The sequence below is a fragment of the Paracoccus sp. J55 genome, assembly GCF_000513975.1.
GTDB lineage: Bacteria > Pseudomonadota > Alphaproteobacteria > Rhodobacterales > Rhodobacteraceae > Paracoccus.
In genome coordinates, this window is the sequence record NZ_AZVA01000002.1 from 336,089 (window position 1) to 355,070 (window position 18,982).

The 18,982-nt window shown below is 68.9% G+C and carries 22 protein-coding genes and 1 riboswitch; of the genes, 8 read left to right on the forward strand and 14 right to left on the reverse strand.

All coding sequences use genetic code 11. The features are described 5' to 3' along the window. The first annotated feature begins 23 nt into the window (after positions 1-23). From PARJ55_RS0103710 to mobA, 4 genes are read left to right on the forward strand one after another with little or no spacing between them, the layout of a single operon-like run. Positions 24-743: an ABC transporter ATP-binding protein gene (locus PARJ55_RS0103710; protein ID WP_028711785.1), complete on the forward strand. Its 720-nt coding sequence runs from the start codon at positions 24-26 to the stop codon at positions 741-743. Then, complete coding sequence (locus tag PARJ55_RS0103715; protein ID WP_028711786.1) at positions 740-1,558, forward strand: ABC transporter permease; 819 nt, start codon at positions 740-742, stop codon at positions 1,556-1,558. Before PARJ55_RS0103710 ends, PARJ55_RS0103715 begins: the two co-directional genes overlap by 4 nt. Next, positions 1,555-2,163, forward strand: coding sequence for a hypothetical protein (locus tag PARJ55_RS0103720; protein ID WP_028711787.1), 609 nt, complete (start codon positions 1,555-1,557; stop codon positions 2,161-2,163). Before PARJ55_RS0103715 ends, PARJ55_RS0103720 begins: the two co-directional genes overlap by 4 nt. Then, positions 2,160-2,762 carry a molybdenum cofactor guanylyltransferase MobA gene (mobA, locus tag PARJ55_RS0103725; RefSeq protein WP_028711788.1) on the forward strand — a complete coding sequence of 201 codons (603 nt, stop codon included), beginning with the start codon at positions 2,160-2,162 and terminating at the stop codon, positions 2,760-2,762. Before PARJ55_RS0103720 ends, mobA begins: the two co-directional genes overlap by 4 nt. Here mobA and PARJ55_RS0103730 read toward each other — a convergent pair. Genes PARJ55_RS0103730 through thiD form a run of 10 tightly spaced genes read right to left on the reverse strand, consistent with a single transcriptional unit; the run spans position 2,759 to position 10,232 of the window. Continuing rightward, a complete protein-coding gene (locus PARJ55_RS0103730; RefSeq protein WP_028711789.1) occupies positions 2,759-3,490 on the reverse strand; it encodes an ABC transporter permease in 732 nt (243 codons plus the stop codon). The two genes, mobA and PARJ55_RS0103730, sit on opposite strands and share 4 nt — an antisense overlap. Then, positions 3,487-4,278 (reverse strand): ABC transporter ATP-binding protein, encoded by a 792-nt coding sequence (locus PARJ55_RS0103735; protein WP_028711790.1) that lies wholly within the window; start codon positions 4,276-4,278, stop codon positions 3,487-3,489. The genes PARJ55_RS0103730 and PARJ55_RS0103735 overlap by 4 nt, the downstream gene beginning before the upstream one ends. Then, the gene (locus tag PARJ55_RS0103740) at positions 4,275-4,952 is read right to left on the reverse strand and encodes a TenA family protein (RefSeq protein ID WP_028711791.1); all 678 of its coding nucleotides are present in this window, start codon (positions 4,950-4,952) and stop codon (positions 4,275-4,277) included. Before PARJ55_RS0103740 ends, PARJ55_RS0103735 begins: the two co-directional genes overlap by 4 nt. Continuing rightward, positions 4,949-5,920, reverse strand: coding sequence for an ABC transporter substrate-binding protein (locus PARJ55_RS0103745; RefSeq protein WP_028711792.1), 972 nt, complete (start codon positions 5,918-5,920; stop codon positions 4,949-4,951). The genes PARJ55_RS0103740 and PARJ55_RS0103745 overlap by 4 nt, the downstream gene beginning before the upstream one ends. Further along, positions 5,917-6,894: a HesA/MoeB/ThiF family protein gene (locus tag PARJ55_RS0103750; protein ID WP_028711793.1), complete on the reverse strand. Its 978-nt coding sequence runs from the start codon at positions 6,892-6,894 to the stop codon at positions 5,917-5,919. Before PARJ55_RS0103750 ends, PARJ55_RS0103745 begins: the two co-directional genes overlap by 4 nt. After that, complete coding sequence (locus PARJ55_RS0103755; protein WP_028711794.1) at positions 6,891-7,487, reverse strand: thiamine phosphate synthase; 597 nt, start codon at positions 7,485-7,487, stop codon at positions 6,891-6,893. Before PARJ55_RS0103755 ends, PARJ55_RS0103750 begins: the two co-directional genes overlap by 4 nt. After that, positions 7,484-8,248 (reverse strand): thiazole synthase, encoded by a 765-nt coding sequence (locus PARJ55_RS0103760; protein WP_024842859.1) that lies wholly within the window; start codon positions 8,246-8,248, stop codon positions 7,484-7,486. The genes PARJ55_RS0103755 and PARJ55_RS0103760 overlap by 4 nt, the downstream gene beginning before the upstream one ends. A 1-nt stretch (position 8,249) precedes the next feature. Beyond that, positions 8,250-8,447 carry a sulfur carrier protein ThiS gene (thiS, locus tag PARJ55_RS0103765; RefSeq protein WP_028711795.1) on the reverse strand — a complete coding sequence of 66 codons (198 nt, stop codon included), beginning with the start codon at positions 8,445-8,447 and terminating at the stop codon, positions 8,250-8,252. Beyond that, the gene (locus tag PARJ55_RS0103770) at positions 8,431-9,408 is read right to left on the reverse strand and encodes an FAD-dependent oxidoreductase (RefSeq protein WP_028711796.1); all 978 of its coding nucleotides are present in this window, start codon (positions 9,406-9,408) and stop codon (positions 8,431-8,433) included. Before PARJ55_RS0103770 ends, thiS begins: the two co-directional genes overlap by 17 nt. Next, a complete protein-coding gene (thiD, locus tag PARJ55_RS0103775; protein ID WP_028711797.1) occupies positions 9,405-10,232 on the reverse strand; it encodes a bifunctional hydroxymethylpyrimidine kinase/phosphomethylpyrimidine kinase in 828 nt (275 codons plus the stop codon). The genes PARJ55_RS0103770 and thiD overlap by 4 nt, the downstream gene beginning before the upstream one ends. A gap of 69 nt (positions 10,233-10,301) precedes the next feature. Then, positions 10,302-10,405, reverse strand: a riboswitch (TPP riboswitch). Positions 10,406-10,589: 184 nt separating this feature from the next. On the opposite strand from thiD, the gene PARJ55_RS0103780 reads away from it, so the two are divergent. Further along, positions 10,590-11,192, forward strand: coding sequence for an HAD family phosphatase (locus PARJ55_RS0103780; RefSeq protein WP_028711798.1), 603 nt, complete (start codon positions 10,590-10,592; stop codon positions 11,190-11,192). Positions 11,193-11,258: 66 nt separating this feature from the next. On the opposite strand, the gene PARJ55_RS23840 is transcribed toward PARJ55_RS0103780, so the two are convergent. From PARJ55_RS23840 to PARJ55_RS0103800, 4 genes are all read right to left on the reverse strand, one after another. Continuing rightward, positions 11,259-11,888: a hypothetical protein gene (locus tag PARJ55_RS23840; RefSeq protein ID WP_028711799.1), complete on the reverse strand. Its 630-nt coding sequence runs from the start codon at positions 11,886-11,888 to the stop codon at positions 11,259-11,261. A gap of 95 nt (positions 11,889-11,983) precedes the next feature. Beyond that, positions 11,984-12,418, reverse strand: a complete 435-nt coding sequence (gene aroQ, locus PARJ55_RS0103790) for a type II 3-dehydroquinate dehydratase (RefSeq protein WP_028711800.1) — start codon at positions 12,416-12,418, stop codon at positions 11,984-11,986. Between the two features lie 27 nt (positions 12,419-12,445). Continuing rightward, a complete protein-coding gene (locus tag PARJ55_RS0103795) occupies positions 12,446-13,147 on the reverse strand; it encodes a response regulator transcription factor (RefSeq protein ID WP_028711801.1) in 702 nt (233 codons plus the stop codon). Beyond that, on the reverse strand, positions 13,140-15,020 hold the full coding sequence (locus PARJ55_RS0103800) for a PAS-domain containing protein (RefSeq protein WP_156929416.1): 1,881 nt from the start codon (positions 15,018-15,020) through the stop codon (positions 13,140-13,142). The genes PARJ55_RS0103795 and PARJ55_RS0103800 overlap by 8 nt, the downstream gene beginning before the upstream one ends. Before the next feature lie 112 nt (positions 15,021-15,132). Here PARJ55_RS0103800 and PARJ55_RS0103805 point away from each other — a divergent pair, with 112 nt between their 5' ends. The 3 genes from PARJ55_RS0103805 to PARJ55_RS0103815 are packed head-to-tail and all read left to right on the forward strand — an operon-like array spanning position 15,133 to position 18,905. Next, positions 15,133-17,109, forward strand: coding sequence for an AMP-binding protein (locus PARJ55_RS0103805; RefSeq protein WP_028711803.1), 1,977 nt, complete (start codon positions 15,133-15,135; stop codon positions 17,107-17,109). Continuing rightward, a complete protein-coding gene (locus PARJ55_RS0103810) occupies positions 17,106-17,915 on the forward strand; it encodes an ABC transporter ATP-binding protein (protein WP_028711804.1) in 810 nt (269 codons plus the stop codon). Before PARJ55_RS0103805 ends, PARJ55_RS0103810 begins: the two co-directional genes overlap by 4 nt. 9 nt (positions 17,916-17,924) lie before the next feature. Next, entirely contained in the window at positions 17,925-18,905 is a 981-nt protein-coding gene (locus tag PARJ55_RS0103815) for a branched-chain amino acid ABC transporter permease (protein WP_028711805.1), read from the forward strand. Positions 18,906-18,982 lie beyond the last annotated feature (77 nt).

Here is an 18,982-nt window from a genome sequence, read left to right on the forward strand (position 1 = left end):
AGCCCCGGCTCCGCCTCGGCCAGATGCCGCAGGACGCGCTTTCCATTCAGCATGTCAGCCACAGTTTCGGTCGCGTCCCTGCGCTGAAGGACGTGTCTCTGACCGTGCCGCGCGGCGGCTTCACCGCGCTGCTGGGGGTGAACGGCGCCGGCAAGACCACGCTGTTCTCGCTGATCACCCGGCTTTACGACAACACCTCGGGCCGGATCGAGGTCGCCGGCCACGACCTGCGGCGCGAGCCGGGCGCGGCGCTGGCGCGGCTGGGGGTGGTGTTCCAGTCCCGGGCGCTGGATGCCGACCTGACCGTGGCGCAGAACCTGGACTATCACGCCGCGCTGCACGGCATCCCGCGGCGCGAGGCGCGGGCGCGCGCCGCCGAGGTGCTGGCGCAGGTCGGCCTGTCGGACCGGCTGGACACGCGGGTCTCGGCGCTGTCGGGCGGCCAGAGCCGCCGGGCCGAGATCGCCCGCGCCCTGATCCACCGCCCCGAGATCCTGCTTCTGGACGAGCCGACCGTCGGGCTTGACGTGAAATCCCGCGCCGAGGTGGTGGCGCTGACCCGCGAACTGACCCGTGGCGGGGTCTCGGCGCTTTGGGCCACGCATATCCTCGACGAGATCCGGCCCGAGGACGGGCTGGTCATCCTGCACCGGGGCGAGGTGCTGGCCCGCGGCAATGCCGGCGCCATCGGCGGCGACGACCTGACCGCCACCTTCCTGCGCCTGACCGGAGAGGAGGCATGAGCCACCGCCTGACCCCGCGCATGTGGCTGACCGCCTTCCTGGGCATCGCCCGGCGCGAGACCTTGCGCTTCGTCAACCAGCGCGGCCGCTTTCTTGCGGCTCTGGTCCGGCCCCTGGTCTGGCTGTTCATCTTTGCCGCCGGCTTCCGCGCCGTGCTGGGCCTGTCGATCACGCCGCCCTACCAGACCTATGTGCTTTACGAGGTCTATGTGACCCCGGGCCTTTGCGCGATGATCCAGCTGTTCAACGGCATGCAGTCCTCGCTGTCGATGGTCTACGACCGCGAGACCGGGGCGATGCGCACCCTGCTCGTCAGCCCGTTTCCGCGCTGGTTCCTTTTGGCCTGCAAGCTGGTGGCGGGGGTGATCGTCTCGATCATCCAGGTCTATGCCTTCCTGGCCATCGCCTGGTTCTGGGGGATCGAGCCGCCCCCCGTCGGCTACCTGGCCGTGCTGCCGGCGCTGATGCTCTCGGGGCTGATGCTGGGGGCGATGGGGCTGTTCCTGTCCTCGGCCATCCGGCAGCTGGAAAACTTCGCCGGGGTGATGAATTTCGTCATCTTCCCGATGTTCTTCGCCTCCAGCGCGCTTTACCCGCTGTGGCGGATGAACGAAAGCTCGCCGCTGCTGCACGACATCTGCGCGGCCAATCCCTTCACCCATGCGGTTGAGTTGATCCGCTTTGCCCTTTACGCGCGCTTCGATCTTCTGTCCTTCTCGGTGGTGTCGGGTTGCCTGATCCTGTTCTTTGCAGGGGCCGTGTTCATGTATGATCCGGCCAAGGGGCTCTGGGCCCGGCGAAAGGGGGGAGCATGAGATACCTGGTTCTGGCGTTTTGTCTTGCCGCGACCGCAATGACGACCGCAACCGCCGCGCAGGCGGAAAGCGGCGCCGATCCCGACTGGCCCTGCGTGCAGCGCAAGCAGCCGCATCTGTCGCTGGGACAGATGTGGTCCGGGCCCGAGCCGGACGAGGCCGTGCGCGAGCTGGCCCGCACGCCCGAGATCGCGGCGCTGGCCGACCGGCTGGAACAGCGCCGCCTGCCGCTGGCCGAGGCCGAGGCCGAGATCGCCGAATTTGCCAAGGGCGCCGACAACACCCAGCTGACCGCGCTGATGGTGGCGATCTTCGACCGGATCGACCCGCATCGCGCCGCGCTGATCGCGGGGATCGCGCGCTATGGCCACAAGCAGGTCGATCTGGCACAAAGGATCGAGGATCACCGCAGGAAGATGGAAGAGATGCAAAAGGCCGAGACGCCCGATTTCGACGCCATCGACGCCGAGGAAGAGCAGCTCGACTGGGACATGCGCATCTTCCAGGACCGCCAGCAGGCCCTGACCTATGTCTGCGAGACGCCGGTGATCCTGGAGCAGCGGGTCTTTGGCCTGGCCCGCGCCATCGCGGCGGGGCTGAAATGACCCTGCTGCCCGCCGTCATCCTGGCCGGGGGCCTGTCCACCCGCATGGGCGGCGGCAACAAGGCGCTGCGGATTCTGGCGGGCGAGACTTTGCTGGCGCGGGTGATCGCCCGGCTTCGCCCGCAATGCGGCGGGCTGGCGATCAATGCCAATGGCGATCCGGAACAATTCGCCGCATACGGCCTGCCGGTGATCGCGGACGGCTTTGCGGGCTTTGCCGGGCCGCTGGCGGGCGTTCTGGCTGGCATGGACTGGGCGGCGGGCGAGGGGGCCGGGAGCGTGGTCAGCGTCAGCGTCGACACGCCCTTCCTGCCCGAGGATCTGGTGCATCGCCTGCGCGAGGCCCGGGGGCGCAGCGGCCTCGCCATCGCCGCCAGCCCCGACGAAAGCGGGCGGCTGCGCGATCACCCGACCTGCGCGCTCTGGCCCGTGGCCCTGCGCGGCGAGCTGCGCGAGGCATTGGAATCCGGCCTGCACCGCATCGGCCAGTTCGCGGCCGCCTATGATCCGGGGCGGGCGGTCTTCGACAGCCGCCCCGTCGACCCGTTCCTGAACCTGAACACGCCCGAGGACCTGGCCCGCGCCGCCCGGCTGGTCTAGGCGCCGTATCGCCGCCAGAGCCGATGCAGCGCCATGGCCACCACCCTGGCGAAGATCACCGTCATCACCGACAGCACCAGCAGCGCGGCAAAGACCAGGTCGGTCTTCATCCGGCCGTTGGCATGGATCATCAGCGCCCCCAGGCCGCGCGCGCCGCCGACCCATTCGCCGATCACCGCGCCGATGGGCGCATAGACCGCCGCCAGCCGCAGCCCGGTGGCCAGGCTGGGCAGCGCCGCCGGGATGCGCAGGTGGCGCATGATGCGGATGCGGCCGGCGCCCATGACCTGCGCCAGGTCCAGCGCCGCCTGCGGCGTGCGCATCAGCCCGTCCAGGAAGGCGCTGGCCACCGGGAAGAACACGATCAGCACCGTCATGGCGATCTTGGGCGCCATGCCGAAGCCCAGCCACAGGGTCAGGATCGGCGCCAGGGCAAAGACCGGGATGGTCTGGCTGAAGGTCAGGATCGGCCGCAGCACGCCGGTCAGCCTGTGCGAAAATCCCATCGCCACGGCGAGCGCCGCGCCGAGCGCCGAGCCGAGCGCGAAGCCCAGCACCACCTCGGTCAGGGTGAAGCCGGCATGGCGGGCGATCTCGGCCCGGTTCAGCCACAGCGCCTCGGCCACCGCCGCGGGCGAGGGCAGCAGGAAGGGCGGCATGCCCGCCAGCCAGATGACGCCCTGCCACAACGCCAGCACGGTCAGGATCAGTGCGGCGACGGTCTTCATGCCATCATCCCCCGCATCAGCTCGGCCTGCAGCGCCAGCACCTCGGGTGCGTCATAGGGCCGGGCGGCGGCTTTCGGGCGCGGCGCGGGGACGGACCATTCGCTGAGCCCCTGTTCGCGCAGCAGCAGGATGCGGTCGCCCAGCCGCGCCGCCTCGGCCGGGTCGTGGGTGACCAGCAGCACCGTTCGGCCTTCCAGCAGCCTTGCCGCCAGGTCCTGCATCTGCGCCCGGGTGCGGGCGTCGAGCGCCGAGAAGGGCTCGTCGAGCAGTACCAGCGGCCGGTCCTCGAACAGGGTGCGGGCCAGGGCCACGCGCTGGCGCTGGCCGCCGGACAGGTTGGCGGGCAGGTGATGGGCGCGGTCGGTCAGGCCCACCGCTTCGATCAGCGAGGCCGCGCGGGCGGCGGGGTCGGCAGGGGGCTCTGCCCCCCGCCGCAGCGGCCCCTTGACGGGGCCGCTGCGGCGTCCCCCGGGATATTTGGACAAGAAAGAACCCTGCAGGCCGCCGCGCAGCCGGGCGCCCAGGGTGACATTGCCGGTCACGTCGAGCCAGGGAATCAGCCCGGGGTCCTGGGCCATCAGCGCCACGGGCTGGTCGCGCGTCACCTCGCCCTGGAAACGCGCGCCGGTCTCCAGCCCGGCGATCAGCCGCAGGATGGTGGACTTTCCGACGCCCGAAGGGCCGAGCAGGCAGGTCCAGCCCGCGCCTTCCAGCCGCAGCTCGACGGGGGCGAAGAGCGGCGCCTCGCCGACCCAGGCGCGGCCGCGGACCGAGGCCGCCGCGGTCATGCGCCGCCCAGCTCCCAGAAGGCGACTTCGAGCCGGGTGGCGGTGGCGAAGCGATCCGACAGGGCGGCCCAGCGGGGGCTTTCCTGGGGCGCCGCGCCCAGCCGCTTGCGGATGGCGCTGTCCAGAAGCGCGCCGGCCGAGACGCAGGCGGCCTGGTATTCGGCGCCGGCATAGGTGTCGATCCATTCGCGATAGGGTGTGTCGGGCGCCGCTTCCTGGGCCAGCCGCAGCCCGATCTCGCCATAGCCCAGCACGCAGGGCATCAGCGCCGCCAGCAGGTCGAGGAAATCGCCCGAATAGCCGGCTTCCAGCACATAGCGGGTATAGGCGATATTGGTCACCGCCTCGGGCGTATCGGTCAGCACCTCGGGGCCCAGGCCGGCGCGGGCGCAGGTCTGCACATGCAGGCCCATCTCGTGGTCCAGCAGCGTGTGGACCGTGGCGGAACAGGCCCGCATCTCGTCCAGGTCGCCGGCCTTGACCACCGCCAGCGCCCAGGCGCGCGAGAAGTTCTTGAGGAACAGGTAATCCTGCACCAGATAGGTCAGGAAGCAGGATTGCGGCAGGGTGCCGTCGCGCAGACCCTCGACGAAGGGGTGCCGGGTATAGGCGTCCCAGTCGGGCTGCGCCGCGGCCCGCCAGGCCGCGAAGGCATGGCCATAGGCGACGCTCATTCCGCCGCCCCCACGTCTGCCGCTTCCGCGTCTGCCGCCCCCACGTCCAGGGCCAGGTCCGAGACCGGCAGCACGCTGTCGACCAGCCCGGCCTCGTGCAGGAATTGCTCGAACCGGGCATAGCGGCCCTGGTCCAGCGCCGCCGGCGATTGCGAGAAGCGCGGCAGCGTCTCCTTCCAGGCCTCGGCGTTCAGCTCGTCCTTGAGGTCGGGCGCGGTGGCCGAGAACAGCTGCCAGCTTTCCTCGGGGTGGTTGACCAGATATTGCGCGCCGCGCTCGACCGCGTGCAGCAGGCGGCGGGTGCGGTCCAGGTCCAGATTGGCCGGATTGGCGACGAAGATCAGCTCGTCATAGGTCGGCACGCCGCTTTCCTCGACGAAGAAGCAGCGGCCCTCGGCGCCTTCCAGCCGCATCTGCGTCAGCTCGAAATTGCGATAGGCGCCGATGGTGGCATCGACCTGGCCGGCGATCAGCGCCGGCGACAGCGACCAGTTGACGTTGATCATCTCGACATCGCCGGTGGTCAGCCCGGCATGGGCCAGGATGGCCTGCACCAGCGCGCTTTCCACGCCCGAGACCGAATAGCCGATCTTCTTGCCCTTGAGATCCTCGAGCGTCTGCACCGGGCCGTCGGCCTTCACCATCAGGCAGTTCAGCGGCGTCGCGACCAGCGTGCCGACGCGCTTGAGCGGCAGGCCCTCATGCACCTGCAGGTGCAGCTGCGGCTGGTAGCTGATGGCGTAATCGGCCTTGCCGGCGGCGACCAGTTTCGGCGGGTCGGCGGGATCCGCGGGGGCGACGACCTCGACCTCCAGCCCCTCCTCGGCGAAGAAGCCCTTTTCCTGGGCGACGATGATCGGGGCGTGGTCGGGGTTCACGAACCAGTCCAGGATCAGCGTGACCTTGTCCTGGGCCAGAACGGGCTGGGCCAGCAGGGCGAAGGCGGCGGCAAGGGTCAGATGTTTCATCGATCGTCGTCTCCAAGGGCAAGAAGGGTGATTTCGCCGTCCCAGCGGCGCGAAAGGGCGTCGGCGGCACGCCAGGAGCGCAGGCCGGAACGGCAGGCCAGCACCGCGCGCTGGCCGGGGTCGGGCAGCGGGCCGGTGGTGCCGTAGCCGGGGATGCGCAACGCGTCCGGCGTGGCCTTGCGCGGCGCCTCCTCCTCGGGGCGCAGGTCGATGACCAGATCGTCCTCGCGGATCTCCTCGCGGGCGATGAAGCGCGGGCCGGTCGCCTCGGGCGCGGCGTCGAAGCGGAACTGGGTGAAGCGGCCGTTCTCGAAGCGGATGAACTCGCCCAGCGGCGAGGGCGTCGTGCCCAGAAGCAGCCGCAGCGCCATCTGCGCCTGGATGCAGCCCAGCATGCCGACCACCGGGCCCAGCACGCCGGCGGTGGCGCAGGTCTGGCCGCTGTCGGGCGGGTCGGGGAACAGGGCGCGCAGGCTGGGGGCGCCCCCCTGCCGCTTGTCGCCGCAGAAGCCGCCGACATAGCCCGCAAGCCCCAGCGCCGAGGCCGAGATCAGCGGCTTGCCTGCCGCCAGGCAGGCGTCCGAGAGCGTGTAGCTGGCGGCATAGCTGTCGGCGCAATCCAGCACCACATCAGCCGCCGCCACCAGCGCCGGCGCGTTCAGGGGGGTCAGCCGGTCCGCCAGCGCCTCGATCTCCACCGCAGGGTTCAGCCGGGCCACGGCCTGCGCGGCGGCGCGGACCTTGGGCTGGCCGATATCCTTCATGCGGTAGAGCGGCTGCCGGTGCAGGTTGGTCTCCTCGACCGTGTCGGGATCGATCAGGGTGATGCGGCCGATGCCGCTGCCGGCCAGGTATTGCAGCACCGGCACGCCCAGCCCGCCCGCGCCGACGACCAGCGCATGGGCGGCGCCGATGCGCTCCTGCCCCTCGGCGCCGACCTCGGGCAGGACCATCTGGCGGACATAGCGGTTCATGCCGCCACCCGCAGCCATTCGCGGATGCGGCCCTCGGGGTCGGGGTTGAGCGTGATGTCGGTCACGGCAGAGGCCAGGTCGGCGCCGGCGGCGAAAGCCTCGCGCGCACGGTCCGGGGTGACGCCGCCGATGGCGACCAGCGGCGTCGCGCCGACCAGCTTGCGCCATTCCCGCACCCGGTCCAGCCCCTGCTGTTCCCATTTCATCTTCTTCAGGATCGTCGGCCAGACCGGTCCCAGCGCGACGTAATCGGGCCTGAGCGCCAGCGCCCGGTCCAGTTCGGCATGGTCGTGGGTCGAGACGCCCAGCCGCAGCCCGGCCTTGCGGATCGCCGGAATGTCGGCGGTATCCAGATCCTCCTGCCCCAGGTGGATGAAGTCGCAGCCCAGGTCGATGGCGGCCTGCCAGTGGTCATTGACGACCAGCGTGGCGCGATGTTCGCGGCACAGCTCCTGGCACAGCGCCAGCTCGCCCAAGAGCCGGGCGGGGGGCTGGTCCTTGATGCGGATCTGCACCAGTTTCACGCCCAGAGGCAGGGCGCGGCGCAGCCAGTCGCTGCTGTCGAAGATCGGGTAGAAGCGCGGCAATCTCATCCCAGCACCGCCATGCCGAAGAGGGGGGTGGAAGGCGCGGCCATGTCGCGGGCCTCGATCGGGTTCGCGCCATGCGCCAGCTGCCCGGCCTCGATCGCCAGCGCCATGGCGCGGGCCATGGCCACCGGATCGCCGGCCTTGGCGACCGCGGTGTTCAGCAGCACCGCGTCATAACCCAGCTCCATCGCCTGCGCCGCGTGGCTGGGCAGGCCGATGCCGGCATCCACCACCAGCGGCACATCGGGGAAATGCGCCCTGAGGCTGCGCAGCCCGTAAGGATTGTTCAGCCCCCGGCCCGAGCCGATGGGCGCGCCCCAGGGCATCAGCACCTGGCAGCCCGCATCGAGCAGCCGGCCGCAGACCGACAGGTCCTCGGTGCAATAGGGAAAGACCTGGAAGCCGTCCTCGGACAGCAGCCGCGCCGCCTCGACCAGCGCGATCACGTCGGGGCAAAGCGTGTCGTCGTCGCGGATCACTTCCAGCTTGATCCAGGGCGTCTCGAACAGCTCGCGCGCCATCTGCGCGGTCGTCACCGCCTCGCGCACCGAATGGCAGCCGGCGGTATTGGGCAGGACGGGGATGCCCAGCTCCTTGATCAGGCGGTGGAAATCCTGGCCCTCGCCGCCTTCGCGCCGCAGGCTGACGGTGGCGATGCCGGCGCGCGAGGCGCGGAACGCCTCGGCCATGATCGCGGGCGAGGGGTATTGCGCCGTGCCCAGCATCAGCGGGCTTGCGACTTCGGTTCCGTAAAAGACCGGCATCTCAGCCCCCCTGCATCGGCGCCACGACTTCCAGCGCGTCGCCATCCTTCAGCGTGGTTGCGGGCCGGGCGGCGGCGGGCAGGAAAGCGCCGTTCAGCGCCGTCGCCACCTTGGCCGCGCCCAATCCGATCTCGGCCAGCGCATCCTGCACGGTCGGGCCGGTCAGGTCGCGCGCCTCTCCGTTAAGGGTGATCTTCATCCATGAACTCCGGTTTCCGGCCCTCGAGAAGGTAATCGGCGGCCATGCGGGCCACGGCGGGGGCCAGAAGATAGCCGTGGCGGTAAAGGCCGTTTGCGTAAAGCGTGCCGCCGCGCCGGCGCAGGCGGGGCAGGTTGTCGGGAAAGGCGGGCCGCGCATCCGAGCCAAGCTCCAGGATCTCGGCCTCGGCGAAGCCGGGATGCAGGGCATAGGCGGCCGACAGCATCTCGACGGCCGAGCGCGCGGTGACGCGATACTTGCCGCCGGTTTCCAGCATCGTGGCGCCGATCATGTAGACGCCCTCGCCGCGCGGCACGAGATACAGGGGGATGCGCGGATGCAGCAGGCGGATGGTGCGGGTCAGCGTCACTTCCGGGCAGCGGATCACCAGCATTTCGCCGCGCACGCCGCGCAGGTCGGGAAGCTGGTCGCGGGCCGCCAGCCCGCGCGCATCGACGATCAGGCCGGCGGGCGTGCCCTCGGTCTCGATGGCGACGCCCTGCGCCTCCAGCCGGTCGCGCAGGGCCAGCAGCGCGGCGCGCGGGTTCAGATGCGCCTCGGTGGCGAAATGCAGCCCGCGCGGGAAGCGCCCGGACAGTTCCGGCTCCAGCGCCGCGATCTCCTCGGCACTCACCGGCTGATGCGCCTGGGTCAGCCGGGCGAAGCGGTCGAGTTCCGCCCGGTCCCGTGAGGGGGCGAGGACCAGCGTGCCGCGCCGGATGACCTCGGCGCCATTCGCCTGCCACCAGTCGGCGGCGTCAAGGCCGAGGCGCAGCACCGCCGGCTCGGCGCTTTCGGCCTCGCAATAGGGCGCCAGCATGCCGCCGGCGCGCCAGCTGCAGGCCTGCGCGCCGGGCTTGCCGGCCGGGTCGATGATCCGGGGCAGAGTGCCGCGCGCCGCCAGTTCGGTGGCGATGCACAGCCCCATCACCCCGGCGCCCAGGATGGTGATCGCGGTCATGTCCGTCTCCAGAGCGCGTGGAAATGATGCACCGGGCCGTGGCCCAGCCCCACCGCCAGCTCATCGGCGGCGGCGATGGCGCCTTGCAGCCAGCCATGGGCGCGGGTCACGGCATCGGGCACCGCCATGCCCTGGGCCAGCCCCGCCGCGATGGCCGAGGACAGCGAGCAGCCGGTGCCGTGGGTGTTGGGCGTCTGCTGGCGCGGGGCCGTCAGGACCAGCGGCTGCGGCCCGACCAGAAGGTCGGTACAGGCGTCCTCGCTGGCATGGCCGCCCTTCATCAGCACATGGTCGGCGCCCAGGGCGCGCAGCGCCTCGCCCTGCTCTCGCATTTCCTCGGGCGTCGCGGCGGCGGGGCGACCCAGAAGCCGCGCCGCCTCGGGCAGGTTCGGGGTCAGCACCGTCGCCAGCGGGATCAGTTGCTCGCGCAGCGCCGAGACGGCATCGTCCGGCAGAAGCGCGTCGCCGGATTTCGCCACCATCACCGGGTCCAGCACCACCGGCACCGGATTGTCCGCCAGCAGCGCCGCCAGCCGGTCGGCGACGACTGTGATCACATCTGCGCCGCCGACCATGCCGATCTTGACCGCGCGCACCTCGAGATCGCCGAAAACCGCGTCGATCTGCGCCGCGACCATGGCGGGGCTGACCGGCTCGACCGCAGCGACGGTGCGGGTGTTCTGCGCGGTGATCGCCGTGATCACAGAGGCGCCATAGACCCCGAGGGCCGAGAAGCTTTTCAGGTCGGCCTGGATCCCGGCGCCGCCGCCGCTGTCCGAGCCGGCGATGGTCAGCGCGATGGGATGGGGCTGCAATCCCGACATGGCCCGCCTTTCGTTTTGGCCGGGCATGGGGACGTGGGGCGGATGGGTGGCGGACCGGGAATTGCGGGGCCGCATCACTCTACCCTTCCCTACGCCGGCATGACCCGGATCAGGTTCGATGGGTCGGTGCCCGGCACCTCTCAGCCCCGTGCGGGGCTCCCCAAGTGTATGAGTCTTTCGCGCGACACTAGGCCCCGGCGTCCCGCTTTGCAAGGGCCGAGCGCCGCCGGTCCGTCGCGGGGTGTCACGCATCTGTCCGCCTGGCCGGGCAAGATGGCGGGCGGCCTGCGGCGGTTTCGGGCTTTACACCGCCCGGAATTCCGGCCGATCTGGGCCCGGTGGAAAGGGAAGGATGCGATGAAAAGCGTGATCTTCGACCTGGGCGGGGTGCTGATCGACTGGGATCCGGTCCTGGCCTTTGCGGATGTCTTCACCAGCCGGACCGAGGCCGAGGCCTGGATGGCCCGCATCGACTTTCCCGGCTGGAACCGGATGCAGGACGGCGGGCGCAGCTTTGCCGAGGGGCTGGCCGCCGCCCGCGCCGAGCATGGCGACGAGGCGCGGCACCTGGCGGGCTATCTGGCGGCCTTTCCCGTCACCATCGAAAAGACCGTGCCCGGCAGCTGGGTGGTGGCCGAGGCGCTGCTGGCCCGAGACGTGCCGCTTTATGCGCTGACCAACTGGTCGGCCGAGACCTGGCCGCATGCGCTGGAGCTGCATCCCCGCCTGGGTGCGATCTTCGCCGATATCCTGGTCTCGGGCCAGGTCGGCGTGCTGAAACCCGACCCGGCGATCTTCCGGCTGCTGATGGACCGCAACGGGCTGCGGCCCGGGGACTGCATCTTCGTCGACGACAGCCCGGCCAATGTCGAGGGCGCCCGCGCGCTGGGCATGGACGGGATTCACTTTACCGGCGCCGAGGCGCTGGGCCGGGACCTGGCGCGGCGCGGGGTGATTTGAAGAGGGCCGGCAGGTAGCAGGTCTGCTTTGCGGAAAGCTGCTGTTAAATGATCGATATCGGTGTGACTACAAAACGGTGCTTGCGATGATCCCCACCACCCGCTCCAGATACGGCCAAACGGAAGTGCGGTATCTCGGCGGCGCTAGCGTCGGCGATATAAACACCGTCCGCTCTCGGAAGCTCACCTGCACGGGCGCGGAATCTGGCGACGGCACCTGCGGCATTGCCATGCCAAAAGCGCGACCAAACTGTTTGGACGCGCCGACACCGTAGACGATCATTGCGCGCCACGGCACGTGTTCGAGCACGGCCTTGAATATTTCGGTGCCATGAGCGCGGTCTTCATCCGAAAGATCAGCATCATAGCGCGCACTGGCGCAAGAAATGTTCGTCTGCATTGAGGTTAGCCCGCGTTCGGCCAGCATCTTGGAGAGCCGGGCTAAGTTGGGTCGTGTCTTTGACGGTTTGGTGGTGGCCGCATCATACATCTCCCTGCAGGATCGACCATTGCGATTCCATAGCGCGTCCAGAAACTGATCGTGGGTTCCCACGTCAGCGCAATGAAAGGTTTTTGCCGAACTGGCCCCGACGATCAGGACCTTGACCTGATCGGGATCCGTATCGGTCATCCAAGGACGCGGATATGCACCGCGGCGCGGCATTGTCAGGGAACGAATGCGGTCCTCAAACGTCATCGCGTTTCCGTCTAGCAGATTGCACGCACCTAGATACTATTGCGGTTCGATGGGGTGCTCCGAGCGTCAGAAATGGGCTCACCCCTACCGCCCCCCTATCCCACCAGCTTCGCCACATGGCGCAGCGCCAGCAGGTAGCCATTGACCCCGAAACCGGCGATCACGCCCTCGGCGCGCAGGCTGACATAGGAATGGTGGCGGAAGCTCTCGCGCTTGTGGACATTCGAGATATGCACCTCGATCACCGGCCCGTCGAAGGCGTTCAGCGCATCGAGGATCGCCACCGAGGTATGGGTGAAGGCGGCCGGGTTGATGACGATGGCCTGGGCCGACCGCCGGGCCTCGTGGATCAGGTCGATGATCGCGCCCTCGTGGTTCGACTGGTGGAAGGCGATGTCCAGCCCCAGCTCGGACCCAAGCGCCTTGCAGTCGCGCTCGACGTCAGCCAGCGTGGTGCTGCCATAGATCTCGGGCTGGCGCTGGCCCAGCAGGTTCAGGTTCGGGCCGTTCAGGACATAGACGGTGGGCATGGCAATCTCCGCGAGGATGGGGGCAATCTAGCCCAGTTCGGCCAGAAAGATATAGCCCGCGCCGTAGATCGTCTTGATCAGCCGCGGGTTCTTCGGGTCCTCGCCCAGCTTGGTGCGCAGGCGCGAGATGCGCACGTCCATCGCCCGGTCGAAGCTTTCGCCCGCCGTGCCGCCCAGCGTCTCCAGCATCTGCGCGCGCGAGATCAGCCGGCGCGGATTGTCGAGGAACAGCCGCAGGACCTCGGCCTCGGCATGGGAGATCGGGGTCTCGGCGCCCTCGGGCGAAGTCAGGGTGTAGCGGTCGAAATCCGCGGACCATCCGGCGAAGCGGATCTGCTGGCGGCCGGCGCCGGTCTCGCGCTGGGGCCTGCGCAGCCGGGCGCGGATGCGGGCCACGACCTCGGCCGGCTCGAAGGGCTTGATGATGTAGTCGTCGGCGCCCAGCTCAAGGCCCGTCACCCGGTCCTGCACCTGCGCCCGGCCCGAGATGATGATGATCGCCGCGCCGGATTCGCTGGCCAGCCGGTGCACCAGCGCCAGCCCGTCGCGGTCGGGCAGGCCCAGGTCGATCAGGCAGGCATCGGGCTGGATACGGCGCAGCGCCGCCTCGAATTCGGTGGCGCGGGCGAAGCCTAAGGTGCGGAAGCCCGCCTCCTCCAGCGCCGCGGAGAGCAGGCGGCGGATTTCGGGTTCGTCGTCGAGGATGGCGATCAAGGGGGCGTCAGTCATCGGTCTCTGCCATGGCCACGGCCAGTTCGGTGTCGCCAAAGGGCTTGGTCAGGACCGGTCCGTCAAGCCCCGATCTGCGCGGATCGCCCGGCGGCAGCGCCGTCATCAGCACCAGAGGCAGGCCGCGGCCGCGCAGATCGGCGCCCGAACCGTCGCCCAGCTGCAGGTCCGACAGGATCAGCGTCAGGCCGGGAAGGTCGGTCAACCCGCGCGCCTCGGAGAGCGAGCCGGCCTCGATCACCGAATGGCCCTGGGCGGTCAGCATCTCGCGGATATGGGCGCGGATGGCGTCGTCATCCTCGACCAGCAGCACCAGATGCGGGTGCGCGGCGCGCAGCGGCAGGCGGATGGTGACCCGGGCGCCGCCGCTCTCGGCATTGCCCAGCCGCAGCGTGCCGCCGGACAGCTTGATCTGGTCATAGACCATCGACAGGCCCAGGCCGGTGCCCTGGCTGCCCTTGGTGGTGAAGAAGGGCTCGGTCGCCCGTGCCAGCGCCTCGGCCGAGAAGCCGGGCCCGGTATCGGTCACCGCGATCTCCAGCCAGCGCCCGGCGGGGCGAGCCTCGACGGCGATCCGGCCCCGGCCCTGCATGGCGTCGCGGGCGTTCAGGATCAGGTTCAGCAGCGCATCCTGCAGCGCGCCGGGGTCCAGCATCACCCGCGCCGGCAGCTCGCCGATGCGGGTGTCGAGCGCGACCTCCGCGCCCAGCGTCGGCCGGGTCATCGCCGCCAGATCGTCCAGCATGGCGCGCAGATCGACCGGCTGCGGCTGGTGCTCGCGCCGTCCGGTCAGCGCCGAGATGCCGTCGAGCAGCCGCACCCCGCGACGGGCGGCGGCCAGCGTCGCCTGCACGTCCTCGGCCTGTTCCGGCGGCAGGCCGGCGCGCGCCAGCCGGCCCTGCAGGCCCAGGATGATGGTCAGCAGGTTGCCGAAGTCATGCGCCAGCCCCGAGGTCATCTGCGCCGCCACCGCGCGTTTCGCCGCATGGGTCAGCGCCTCGCGCGCCTGCACCTCGGCGGTGACGTCGGTGGACAGGATATAGACGCCGCGCCCGTTCTGGTCCGGGGTCAGCGCGATGCGGATGCGCCGACCCGAGGGCGGGTGCGTGATCTCGAACACCTGCGGCTGGCCGGCGATGGCGCGGTCCAGATGCGGGCGGATGCGGGCGAAGGTCTCGGCCCCCAGAACCGTTTCGCATTGCCGCCCGATGATCGAGGCGTCCGAGCCGGGAAACACCATCGAGATCTGGTTGTTCGAGAAGGTATAGCGATAGTCGCGGTCCATATGCGCGATATGCGCCGGGACCATGGCGGTGACATGGCGGGTGCGCGCCTCGGATTCGGTCAGGATGCGCTTGGCTTCCTCCAGCGCGGCATTGGTCGCGGCCAGCGCCCGGTTCGCGGCGGAAAGCCGCTCGGCATTCTCCAGCACCCGCTCGGACAGTTCCTCGGAGCGGGCGCGCAGCAGCTCCTCCTGCCGCTTGATATGGGTGATGTCGGTATAGACCGCGATCCAGCCGCCCTGAGACAGCGGCGCCCCCTCGACCGAGATCCAGCGGCCGTCGGCGCGCTTTCGTTCCATGTAATGCGGCTGAAAGGTGCGGGCCTGGTCGACGCGCTCGCGGATCGCGGCCTCGGGATCGTCCTGGGGACCGTATTCGCCGCGATGCACCAGATAGCGGATCGTATCCTCGAAGGTGGCGCCGCTGCGGGTCAGTTCGTCCGGCAGGCCGAACATCGCCTGATAGGGGCGGTTGCTGACCGCCAGCCGCAGCTCGGCGTCGAAGATCGAGATCGCCTGCTGGATCAGGTTCAGCCCCGAGCGGGTCAGCTCGGCATGCCGGTCGTTCGAGGGCATCTCCATTCCTGGCATTGCGCGGTCCCTGTAACAATTCGTAGGATTCAGGAAAAACTGACGCAAGAATTGCCGCTGTAAGCTGCGATTGCCAGAGGGAAGAGGAGCCCTGACGGCAAGGGGAGGAACCATGCAGAACGCTGAGGCGGCCGAGGCCGGTTTGCAGTCGATTCCAGCGTTGCTGGCGCGCAATGCCGAACGCTTCGGCAACCGGCCGGCCTATCGGGAAAAGGAATTCGGGATCTGGCAAAGCTGGACCTGGGCCGAGGCCGCGACCGAGATCCGCGATCTGGCGCTGGGCTTCCTGGTGCTGGGGCTGAACCGGGGCGATCATGTCGCCATCATCGGCCGCAACCGCCCGGCGCATTACTGGGCCATGGTGGCGGCGCAGATGTGCGGCGCGGTGCCGGTGCCGCTGTATCAGGACGCGGTGGCCGACGAGATGGCCTATGTGCTGGACCATTGCGGCGCACGCTTCGTCGTCTGCGGCGACCAGGAACAGGTGGACAAGGTGCTGGAGGTCGGCGCCCGCGCCCCCTCGGTCCAGCATATCGTCTATACCGACAAGCGCGGCATGCGGAAATACGACCATTCCCGCATGAACGCGCTGGCCGATGTCCAAGCCGAGGGCCGCGCCGCCGGGCAGCGGCTGGGCCACGAACTGGACGCGCGCACCGCCGCGCTGGGCTACGACGACACCTGCGTGATGCTGTATACCTCGGGCACCACCGGCAAGCCCAAGGGCGTGGTGCTGTCGAACCGCAACATCATCGAGACCGGCCGGAACACCGCTGCCTTCGACCACCTGACCGAGCGCGAGGAAGTGCTGGCCTATCTGCCGATGGCCTGGGTGGGCGACTTCATCTTCTCGGTCGGGCAGGCCTATTGGGCCGGCTTCACCGTGAACTGCCCCGAGGGCGCGCATACGATGATGACCGACCTGCGCGAGATCGGCCCGACCTATTTCTTCGCCCCGCCGCGCGTCTTCGAGGGGCAGCTGACCAGCGTGATGATCCGCATGGAGGATGCCAGCCGGTTCAAGCGCTGGCTGTTCCGGCATTTCATGGAGGTCGCGCGCCGCGTCGGCCCGGCGCTCCTGGACGGCAAGCCGGTCGGCGGGCTGGACCGGCTGCGCTATGCCCTGGGCAACCTGCTGGTCTATGGTCCGCTGAAGAACACGCTGGGCTATTCCCGCATCCGCGTCGGCTATACCGCGGGCGAGGCGATCGGTCCCGAGATCTTCGATTTCTACCGCAGCCTGGGCATCAACCTGAAGCAGCTCTACGGCCAGACCGAGGCCAGCGTCTTCATCACCCAGCAGCCGGACGGGCAGGTGCGCTCGGACACGGTCGGCGTGCCCTCGCCCGGCGTCGAGCTGAAGATCGCCGAGAACGGCGAGGTGTTCTACCGCTCGCCCGGCACTTTCGTGGAATATTACAACAATCCCGACAGCACCGCCTCGACCAAGGATGCCGAGGGCTGGGTGGCGACGGGCGATGCCGGCTTCTTCGAGGAGGCGACCGGGCACCTGCGCATCATCGACCGCGCCAAGGACGTGGGCCGCATGGCCGACGGCCGGATGTTCGCGCCGAAATATGTCGAGAACAAGCTGAAGTTCTATCCCAACATCCTGGAGGCGGTGGTCTTCGGCGCCGGCCGCGACATGTGCACCGCCTTCGTCAACATCGACCTGACCGCGGTCGGCAACTGGGCCGAGCGCAACAACATCGCCTATGCCAGCTATCAGGAACTGGCCGGCCATCCGCAGGTCTATGCCACGATCAAGGAACATGTCGAGGCGGTGAACGAATCCATCGCCCAGGATCCCATGCTCTCGGGCTGCCAGATCAGCCGCTTCCTGGTGCTGCACAAGGAACTGGACCCCGACGACGGCGAGATGACCCGCACCCGCAAGGTGCGCCGCAACATCATCGCCGAGAAATATGCCGACCTGATCGCGGCGCTCTATGACGGGCGCGACACGGTCAGCACCCGCACCGAGGTGACCTACGAGGACGGCCGCAAGGGCGAGATCCGCGCGGTGCTGAAGATCGAGGACGCCCGGACCTTCCCGACCCGGACCATGCAGAAGGTGGCCGCGGAATGACCCAGACCACAACCACCCCCGACGGCCGCCAGATCGGCGGCGTGCTGATGGACCTGAGGAACATCACCCTGCGCTTCGGCGGCGTCACGGCGATCAAGGATATCAGCTTCGACATCCGCGAGGGCGAGATCCGCGCCATCATCGGCCCGAACGGCGCCGGCAAGTCCTCGATGCTGAACGTGATCTCGGGCTTCTATGTCCCGCAAGAGGGCGAGATCTGGTTCAAGGGCCATCGCCGCGGCCCGATGAAACCCTATGAGGTGGCGCGGTTGGGCATTGCCCGCACCTTCCAGAACATCGCGCTGTTCGACGGCATGTCGGTCCTGGACAACATCATGACCGGCCGCCTGAACATGATGAAGGCGCCGATATGGTCGCAGGCGCTGTGGTGGGGCCGGGCCGAGCGCGAGGAGGTCGAGAACCGCGAGCAGGTCGAGAAGATCATCGACTTCCTGGAGATCCAGAACATCCGCAAGACGCCGGTCGGCCGGCTGCCTTACGGGTTGAAGAAGCGCGTCGAACTGGCGCGGGCGCTGGCGGCCGAGCCGAAGATCCTGCTGCTCGACGAGCCGATGGCCGGCATGAACGTCGAGGAGAAGGAGGACATGTGCCGCTTCATCCTGGACGTGAATGACGAGTTCGGCACCACCATCGCGCTGATCGAGCACGACATGGGCGTGGTCATGGACCTCAGCGACCGGGTGGTGGTGATGGATTACGGCCGCAAGATCGGCGACGGCACCCCCGACGAGGTGCGCAACAATCCCGAAGTCATCAGCGCCTATCTGGGCGTGGAACACGCATAGGGGGCAGGAATGGAGTTTCTTTACGCAAGCGAGATCCTGCTGAACGGCCTGATGGCCGGGGTGATGTATTCGCTGGTCGCCCTGGGCTTCGTGCTGATCTACAAGGCCTCGGGGGTGTTCAACTATGCCCAGGGGGTGATGGCGCTCTTCGCCGCCATGACGCTGGTCGGCATCATGGAGGGCCGGGTGCCCTTCGCGCATCTGATCAACGCCGCCTTCGGCGTGCATCTGTCGAGCTTCGGCTGGACGGTGCCGGGCCTGCTGGCCATCCTGCTGACGGCGCTGGTCATGGTCGGCCTGGCCATCGCCATCGAGAAGCTGGTGCTGAAGCACCTGGTCGGGCAGGAGCCGATCATCCTGTTCATGGCCACCATCGGCCTGGCCTGGTTCCTGGAAGGACTTGGCGACGTGATGTGGGGCGCCGACGTGAAGGTGCTGGACGTCGGCCTGCCGCAGGGCATTTCCGAGACGGTCGAGGCAGCCACCAATGACTGGCTGGGCTACGGCTTCTTCATCGACCGGCTGGACATCTGGGCGGCGGTCATTGCGGCGGTGCTGGTGGCGGCGCTGGTCGGCTTCGCGCAATATACCAAGCAGGGCCGCGCGATGCGCGCGGTGGCCGACGACCACCAGGCGGCGCTGTCGGTCGGCATCAGCCTGCAATTCATCTGGATCATGGTCTGGTCCATCGCCGGCTTCGTGGCGCTGGTCGCGGGCATCATGTGGGGCACGAAATCGGGGGTGCAGTTCTCGCTTTCGCTGATCGCCCTCAAGGCGCTGCCGGTGCTGATGCTGGGGGGCTTCACCTCGATCCCCGGCGCCATCGTCGGCGGGCTGATCATCGGCATGGGCGAGAAACTGTTCGAATATTTCGTCGGCCCGATGGTCGGCGGCGCGACCGAGAACTGGTTCGCCTATGTGCTGGCGCTGATCTTCCTCGTCTTCCGGCCGCAGGGCCTGTTCGGCGAGCGCATCATCGAGCGGGTCTGACCATGGCGCGGGTTGAGGACTCGGGACTGGGTATTTGGAAAACAAAGAAGGCTTCTCTGTTTCACAAATACCCGAAT